This window comes from Polaribacter filamentus (assembly GCF_002943715.1).
Taxonomy (GTDB): domain Bacteria; phylum Bacteroidota; class Bacteroidia; order Flavobacteriales; family Flavobacteriaceae; genus Polaribacter; species Polaribacter filamentus.
Window position 1 is genome coordinate 1 of record NZ_MQUA01000001.1, and the last position, 6,595, is coordinate 6,595.

Sequence of the window (6,595 nt, forward strand, 5' to 3'; positions counted from 1 at the left end):
GATCAATGGTTTTTTATTAGATATACAGACCCAAATCCTCATTTGCGCATTCGTTTTCATTGCAATGATATAGACAAACTTGGAATAATTATTGATAACATTAAAAAAGCAGTATCCAATTATGTAGAAAATGATCTGATATGGAAAATACAAACAGACACCTACAATAGAGAGATAGAACGATATGGCGAAAATACGATAGAAGAAGCTGAAAGTTTATTTTTTCATGATAGTGATCTATGCATTAAAGCATTAGAGTTAATTGAAGATGACACCCTGCTTTTTATGTTTGCATTACGTTCTATACATACTATTTTTCAAGTTTTTGATTTTACTATTGAGGATAAACTTCTTTTTGTAAAAGAAAACTTAGAAGCTTTTAAAGCTGAATTTAATTCAAATAAAAGTTTAAGCAAGCAGCTTTATAAAAAATACAATGGCTTAAAAAAAGAAATTATTGAGTTTATGGAAATGCAAAGTCATAATGAATACCAGCCTTTAATCAATTTATTAAACACTAAAAAAGAGCAAATAAAAATAGTAAAAAAATTATACTGAAAAAAGAATTACAACAGAACATAAATCTAAACGATCTATTATCTAGTTATATACACATGATGGTAAACAGATTATTTAGAGATAAACAACGTTTACATGAATTGGTATGTTATGACAACCTATATCGATATTATAATTTTGAATTAACTAAAAACAATTCTTGAAAATGATTTTTTAAAAAAATATTCTTTCTTTTTTCTTCTTCTTTTAATAATTACACAAGCTATTAAGGCTCAAAATAACCAAATAGACTCGCTATCTAAATTAAGTTTTGAAGTTTTAAAAGACCATTATGTGAAGTCTTTATTTGATTCTATAAAAAGACAGTCTGCACAAGCTTTTTTATTAAAAGCGAAAAGAGAAAAAAATCTATTAAAATAGCTGATGGATATTATTTTTTATCGGAGTTAAATAAGCATAATACTTTAGGAGTGAAATATGCTGATAGTATATTGGCTTTAAATATAAATAAAAAGGGTAGTGATTATCCAGCAAAAGGCTACTTACAAAAAGGTATCCAATTATATTATTTAGCTAACTATTCAGAAGCTTTTGAAAATTATTTAAGGGCACATAAATATTATAAAGTTTCTAAAAATAAATATGGACGACTATGCGTCAACCATTATATAGGATTGCTTAAAAATTGTATTAATGAACATGAGGAGTCGTTAAAAGTATTTAGAGAAAATTTATTGTTTTTAATAATAAAGAGAAACAAATAAAATATCAAAAACAGTACCTAAAGTCTTTGCTTGCCTTAGCGGACTCATATAATAGAAACAAATTATTAGACTCCGCAGAAATTATTAAAAAAAAAGGCTAATACAAAGTAGAAAAAATAATATAAGATATTTATATCCTAATTTTTTATTATCATATGGAATCACTAAGAATTTAAAAAAAAGCTACAATTCTGCTATTGATAGTTTATTTAAGAGTTCTAAATTATTCAAAAACGATAAAACAAATATTGCTGTTTGCAATTTATATTTATATAAATCCTTTCTTGGAAAGAAGCAACAAGCTAAGGCAATTGAATATTTAAAAAAAATGACTCACTATTTAAAGTACATCCAGAAATCATCTTTCAAGCTAAAGATTCTTATGAATTACTTTTAAAATACTATAAAGAAAATAACAAAAAGAAAAATATCTAAAAGTAATAGAGAACTTATTAACTCTAGATAATATTATTAGAATGAAGCATAATCATTTAAGAAAAAAAATAGTTAATAAATACGAAATACCACTCCTTCTTTCTGAAAAGGAACGCCTCATATCAGAATTGGATAAAAGCAACTCTTTTAAGAAAATAAGTATTTTTATTTTGGTTATTATAACTTCTTTATTTTATTCATAGCTTTTTATTTTTTTAAGAAAAAAAAAAAATAAGAAACGATTCAATGATTTAATGCTTGGGTTTGATAGTAAGAAAAAGCTGTCCAACAATAAAAATACTGATTTAATAGAAATTACTACTACTGAATTATCAGAAGAACTAGTAAAAGATGTTTTAAATAAGCTACTCATTTTTGAAAAATCTAATAAGTTTATAAAAAATGATTATACTTTAAATTCATTAGCAAAAGAGTTAAAAACCAATAGTACTTATTTATCTAAAATAATAAATAGTTCAAAGCAAGTTAATTTTTCTAACTATCTAAATAAGATAAGAATTGAATATGCAATAGAAAAATTAACAACTGATAAAACTATTAGAAACTATACAGTTCAAGCGATTGCAGAAGATGTTGGCTTTAATAAAGCCCAATCATTTTCAACAGCATTTCAAAAACAAACGGGTATTTCCATTACATATTTTATAAAGCAAATAAACAACAAACCTACTGAAAACTAGTTGATTAAAACCTTCATTAAGTTATTGAAATTTATAAATTTCAATAACTTAATGAAGAGATTGCAGGATTTCTTAGTTACTTTAGTGGCTCACTTTAAAATTTAAAATTATTATGAAAAAACAACAAGAACAAAAAGAGAAATTAAGTTTTAAGAAATTTCAAATCGCAAAAATTAAAAATCTTCAAAAAATAGTAGGGGGTAATGGTCTATGTGATGATGATACTGTAAACACTCAGAAAGGTAAAAAGTAATTATTATTTTATTCACCAAATATATTTTAAAATTATATTTGGTGAGTTTATCTCATACCAAAACAAATGAAATTTAACTTTATTATCAGTACATGTTTTCTTCTCTTTATAATTAGTTGTAAAAAAAAAGAAATGTCTAAATCAAATTTAGCCCCAAAAATGGCAATTACTACTGAATATCATAATCAAAAGGTGTATGATTCTTATCGATATATGGAGAACCTTAAAGATTCTATATTTTTAAATTGGGTGAAAGAGCAAGAGACACAAACTAAAGAAGCTCTTAATTCAATCTCTAATAGAAAAATATTATTATATAAGATCTCTAGTTTGGAAAAAAAAAACACAGCTACTTTTTCTTTATTAAAAATTACTGATAATAACACACATTTTTATTAAAAAAAGAAGTAACCAGTAACACAGCAATACTATATAAAAGGGCAGGTTTTAAAGGAAAGGAAATTGAACTATTTGATCCTAAAGCATATGCTCCAAACACAAAAGAAAAGTACTCCATAAATTATATTCAACCTAGTTGGGACGGAAAAAAATTGCAATAAGCATTACTTCTCAAGATAAAGAAATTTCAGAAATCATTATTTTAGATATTCCAAGTAAAACTAGATCTTCTGAAGTTATAAAAAATTGTTGGCCTTCTGGTATTGGAGGTATTCATTGGTTACCAGATAACTCTGGTTTAATTTATACACATATTCCAGAAATAGACAAGAACTCTAAAAATTATATTTTAAACACAGCTAGTGTTATTTATAAATTAGGAGACAGTCCTAAAAATAGTAAAACACTTTTTTCAAAAACGAATAACCCTGAATTAGATTTAAAGTCTAAGGATTTTTGTATTATTTATTTTTGGAATCAAACAGATAAATATTTGATAGCAAAAGTGGGCGGCATAGGCTTTAAGGATTATTATTACGCTCCTGTTAATAGTATTACCAACAAAAAGATACAATGGAAACCATTATTTAAAAAAAACATCAAATAAAACAATTTTCTATTGCTAACGACAGTTTGTTCTATAAAACTGCAAAAAATGCATCAAATTATAAAATATGTAAAACTGCATTAGCAAATTTAAATTTTGAAAACCCTGAAATTATAGTTGAGGAAGATAAAAATGCAGTTATCACAGATTTTACATTGACAAAAAATGGACTTTTTTATGTAAAAACTAAAAATGGTGTTGAAGCAAAGCTCTATCATTTTAAAGAAAACAAAGAACAAAACATCTCTATACCAAAACCATCTGGATCGATAAATCTTACTTCCAAAAACAGTAAATCAAAGGATTTATGGATAGAAATTGAAGGTTGGACAAATAATGAAGAACGTTATCACTATAACGATAAAACAACGCTATTTACAGAAGAAAATTTAGGAGAAATAGTTGAATTCAATGAATTAAACGATATTACTATAGAAGAAATAGAAGTTACTTCACATGATGGAATTAAAGTCCCATTATCTATTATGTTAAAAAAGGCTTAAAATTTAATAGCGCAAACAGATTGTTAATAACCTCCTTATGCCATTTATTTCCTTTCTCACCGCCACCACGAACATGTGCTGATGCATAAATACCTCCTTCATTTAGCCAATGCAACATGTATTTATCCAAGTAAGGAACATCAGATATCCCATAAGCACCATAACCAGTCATTAACAATCTGTTTGCGCTATTAAATTTAAGCCTTTTTTATACATAATAGATAATGGACTTTAATTCCATCATGTGAAGTAACTTCTATTTCTTCTATAGTAATATCGTTTAATTCATTGAATTCAACTATTTCTCCTAAATTTTCTTCTGTAAATAGCGTTGTTTTATCGTTATAGTGATAACGTTCTTCATTATTTGTCCAACCTTCAATTTCTATCCATAAATCCTTTGATTTACTGTTTTTGGAAGTAAGATTTATCGATCCAGATGGTTTGGTATAGAGATGTTTTGTTCTTTGTTTTCTTTAAAATGATAGAGCTTGCTTCAACACCATTTTTAGTTTTTACATAAAAAGTCCATTTTTTGTCAATGTAAATCTGTGATAACTGCATTTTTATCTTCCTCAACTATAATTTCAGGGTTTTCAAAATTTAAATTTGCTAATGCAGTTTACATATTTTATAATTTGATGCATTTTTTGCAGTTTTATAGAACAAACTGTCGTTAGCAATAGAAAATTGTTTTATTTGATGTTTTTTTTAAAATAATGGTTCCATTGTATCTTTTTGTTGGTAATACTATTAACAGGAGCGTAATAATAATCCTTAAAGCCTATGCCGCCCACTTTTGCTATCAAATATTTACTGTTTGATTCCAAAATAAATAATACAAAAATCCTTAACTTAAATCTAATTCAGGGTTATTCGTTTTTGAAAAAAGTGTTTTACTATTTTTAGGACTGTCTCCTAATTTATAAATAACACTAGCTTGTTTAAAATATAATTTTTAGAGTTCTTGTCTATTTCTGGAATATGTGTATAAATTAAACCAGAGTTATCTGGTAACCAATGAATACCTCCAATACCAGAAGGCCAACAATTTTTTATAACTTCAGAAGATCTAGTTTTACTTGGAATATCTAAAATAATGATTTCTGAAATTTCTTTATCTTGAGAAGTAATGCTTATTGCAATTTTTTTTCCGTCCCAACTAGGTTGAATATAATTTATGGAGTACTTTCTTTTGTGTTTGAGCATATGCTTTAGGATCAAATAGTTCAATTTCCTTTCCTTTAAAACCTGCCCTTTTATATAGTATTGCTGTGTTACTGGTTACTTCTTTTTTTAAATAAAAATGTGTGTTATTATCATAATTTTTAATAAAGAAAAAGTAGCTGTGTTTTTTTTGTCCAAACTAGAGATCTTATATAATAATATTTTTCTATTAGAGATTGAATTAAGAGCTCTTTAGTTTGTGCTCTTGCTCTTTCACCCAATTTAAAAATATAGAATCTTTAAGGTTCTCCATATATCGATAAGAATCATACACCTTTTGATTATGATATTCAGTAGTAATTGCCATTTTTGGGGCTAAATTTGATTTAGACATTTCTTTTTTTTTACAACTAATTATAAAGAGAAGAAAACATGTACTGATAATAAAGTTAAATTTCATTTGTTTTGGTATGAGATAAACTCACCAAATATAATTTTAAAATATATTTGGTGAATAAAATAATAATTACTTTTACCTTTCTGAGTGTTTACAGTATCATCATCACATAGACCATTACCCCCTACTATTTTTTGAAGATTTTTAATTTTTGCGATTTGAAATTTCTTAAAACTTAATTTCTCTTTTTGTTCTTGTTGTTTTTCATAATAATTTTAAATTTTAAAGTGAGCCACTAAAGTAACTAAGAAATCCTGCAATCTCTTCATTAAGTTATTGAAATTTATAAATTTCAATAACTTAATGAAGGTTTTAATCAACTAGTTTTCAGTAGGTTTGTTGTTTATTTGCTTTATAAAATATGTAATGGAAATACCCGTTTGTTTTTGAAATGCTGTTGAAAATGATTGGGCTTTATTAAAGCCAACATCTTCTGCAATCGCTTGAACTGTATAGTTTCTAATAGTTTTATCAGTTGTTAATTTTTCTATTGCATATTCAATTCTTATCTTATTTAGATAGTTAGAAAATTAACTTGCTTTGAACTATTTATTATTTTAGATAAATAAGTACTATTGGTTTTTAACTCTTTTGCTAATGAATTTAAAGTATAATCATTTTTTATAAACTTATTAGATTTTTCAAAAATGAGTAGCTTATTTAAAACATCTTTTACTAGTTCTTCTGATAATTCAGTAGTAGTAATTTCTATTAAATCAGTATTTTTATTGTTGGACAGCTTTTTCTTACTATCAAACCCAAGCATTAAATCATTGAATCGTTTCTTATT

Annotated in this window: 12 protein-coding genes and 1 pseudogene; 8 read left to right on the forward strand and 5 right to left on the reverse strand. The window is 25.5% G+C overall.

Annotated elements, in window-relative coordinates; translation table 11 throughout:
- The 8 genes from BST83_RS00005 to BST83_RS21010 all read left to right on the forward strand — a co-directional run.
- A partial coding sequence (locus BST83_RS00005; RefSeq protein ID WP_205853523.1) for a thiopeptide-type bacteriocin biosynthesis protein occupies positions 1–558 on the forward strand: 558 nt, incomplete at its 5' end.
- Positions 555–722 carry a lantibiotic dehydratase C-terminal domain-containing protein gene (locus BST83_RS21230; RefSeq protein WP_367889110.1) on the forward strand — a complete coding sequence of 56 codons (168 nt, stop codon included), beginning with the start codon at positions 555–557 and terminating at the stop codon, positions 720–722. The genes BST83_RS00005 and BST83_RS21230, both read left to right, overlap by 4 nt.
- A 267-nt stretch (positions 723–989) precedes the next feature.
- Positions 990–1,283 (forward strand): hypothetical protein, encoded by a 294-nt coding sequence (locus BST83_RS00015; RefSeq protein ID WP_104808032.1) that lies wholly within the window; start codon positions 990–992, stop codon positions 1,281–1,283.
- A 689-nt stretch (positions 1,284–1,972) separates the two neighbouring features.
- Positions 1,973–2,419, forward strand: coding sequence for a helix-turn-helix domain-containing protein (locus BST83_RS00020; protein ID WP_104808033.1), 447 nt, complete (start codon positions 1,973–1,975; stop codon positions 2,417–2,419).
- Between the two features lie 112 nt (positions 2,420–2,531).
- Positions 2,532–2,672, forward strand: coding sequence for a hypothetical protein (locus BST83_RS19695; RefSeq protein WP_170062692.1), 141 nt, complete (start codon positions 2,532–2,534; stop codon positions 2,670–2,672).
- 132 nt (positions 2,673–2,804) lie between these two features.
- Positions 2,805–3,071, forward strand: a complete 267-nt coding sequence (locus BST83_RS00025; RefSeq protein ID WP_104808034.1) for a hypothetical protein — start codon at positions 2,805–2,807, stop codon at positions 3,069–3,071.
- Positions 3,072–3,207: 136 nt separating this feature from the next.
- Entirely contained in the window at positions 3,208–3,678 is a 471-nt protein-coding gene (locus BST83_RS21005; protein ID WP_104808035.1) for a beta-propeller domain-containing protein, read from the forward strand.
- A 26-nt stretch (positions 3,679–3,704) separates the two neighbouring features.
- Positions 3,705–4,181, forward strand: coding sequence for a hypothetical protein (locus BST83_RS21010; protein ID WP_104808036.1), 477 nt, complete (start codon positions 3,705–3,707; stop codon positions 4,179–4,181).
- Here the strand turns inward: BST83_RS21010 and BST83_RS00040 are convergent.
- The 5 genes and pseudogenes from BST83_RS00040 to BST83_RS19705 all read right to left on the reverse strand — a co-directional run.
- Positions 4,162–4,353: a prolyl oligopeptidase family serine peptidase gene (locus tag BST83_RS00040; protein WP_104808037.1), complete on the reverse strand. Its 192-nt coding sequence runs from the start codon at positions 4,351–4,353 to the stop codon at positions 4,162–4,164. The two genes, BST83_RS21010 and BST83_RS00040, sit on opposite strands and share 20 nt — an antisense overlap.
- A gap of 746 nt (positions 4,354–5,099) precedes the next feature.
- Positions 5,100–5,390: a hypothetical protein gene (locus BST83_RS00045; RefSeq protein WP_104808038.1), complete on the reverse strand. Its 291-nt coding sequence runs from the start codon at positions 5,388–5,390 to the stop codon at positions 5,100–5,102.
- A gap of 199 nt (positions 5,391–5,589) precedes the next feature.
- Positions 5,590–5,742 carry a hypothetical protein gene (locus BST83_RS19700; protein ID WP_170062693.1) on the reverse strand — a complete coding sequence of 51 codons (153 nt, stop codon included), beginning with the start codon at positions 5,740–5,742 and terminating at the stop codon, positions 5,590–5,592.
- Positions 5,743–6,125: 383 nt separating this feature from the next.
- On the reverse strand, positions 6,126–6,314 hold the full coding sequence (locus BST83_RS21235) for a helix-turn-helix domain-containing protein (RefSeq protein WP_367889111.1): 189 nt from the start codon (positions 6,312–6,314) through the stop codon (positions 6,126–6,128).
- A 5-nt stretch (positions 6,315–6,319) separates the two neighbouring features.
- Positions 6,320–6,595: pseudogene (locus tag BST83_RS19705) on the reverse strand (hypothetical protein); the annotation flags it as partial.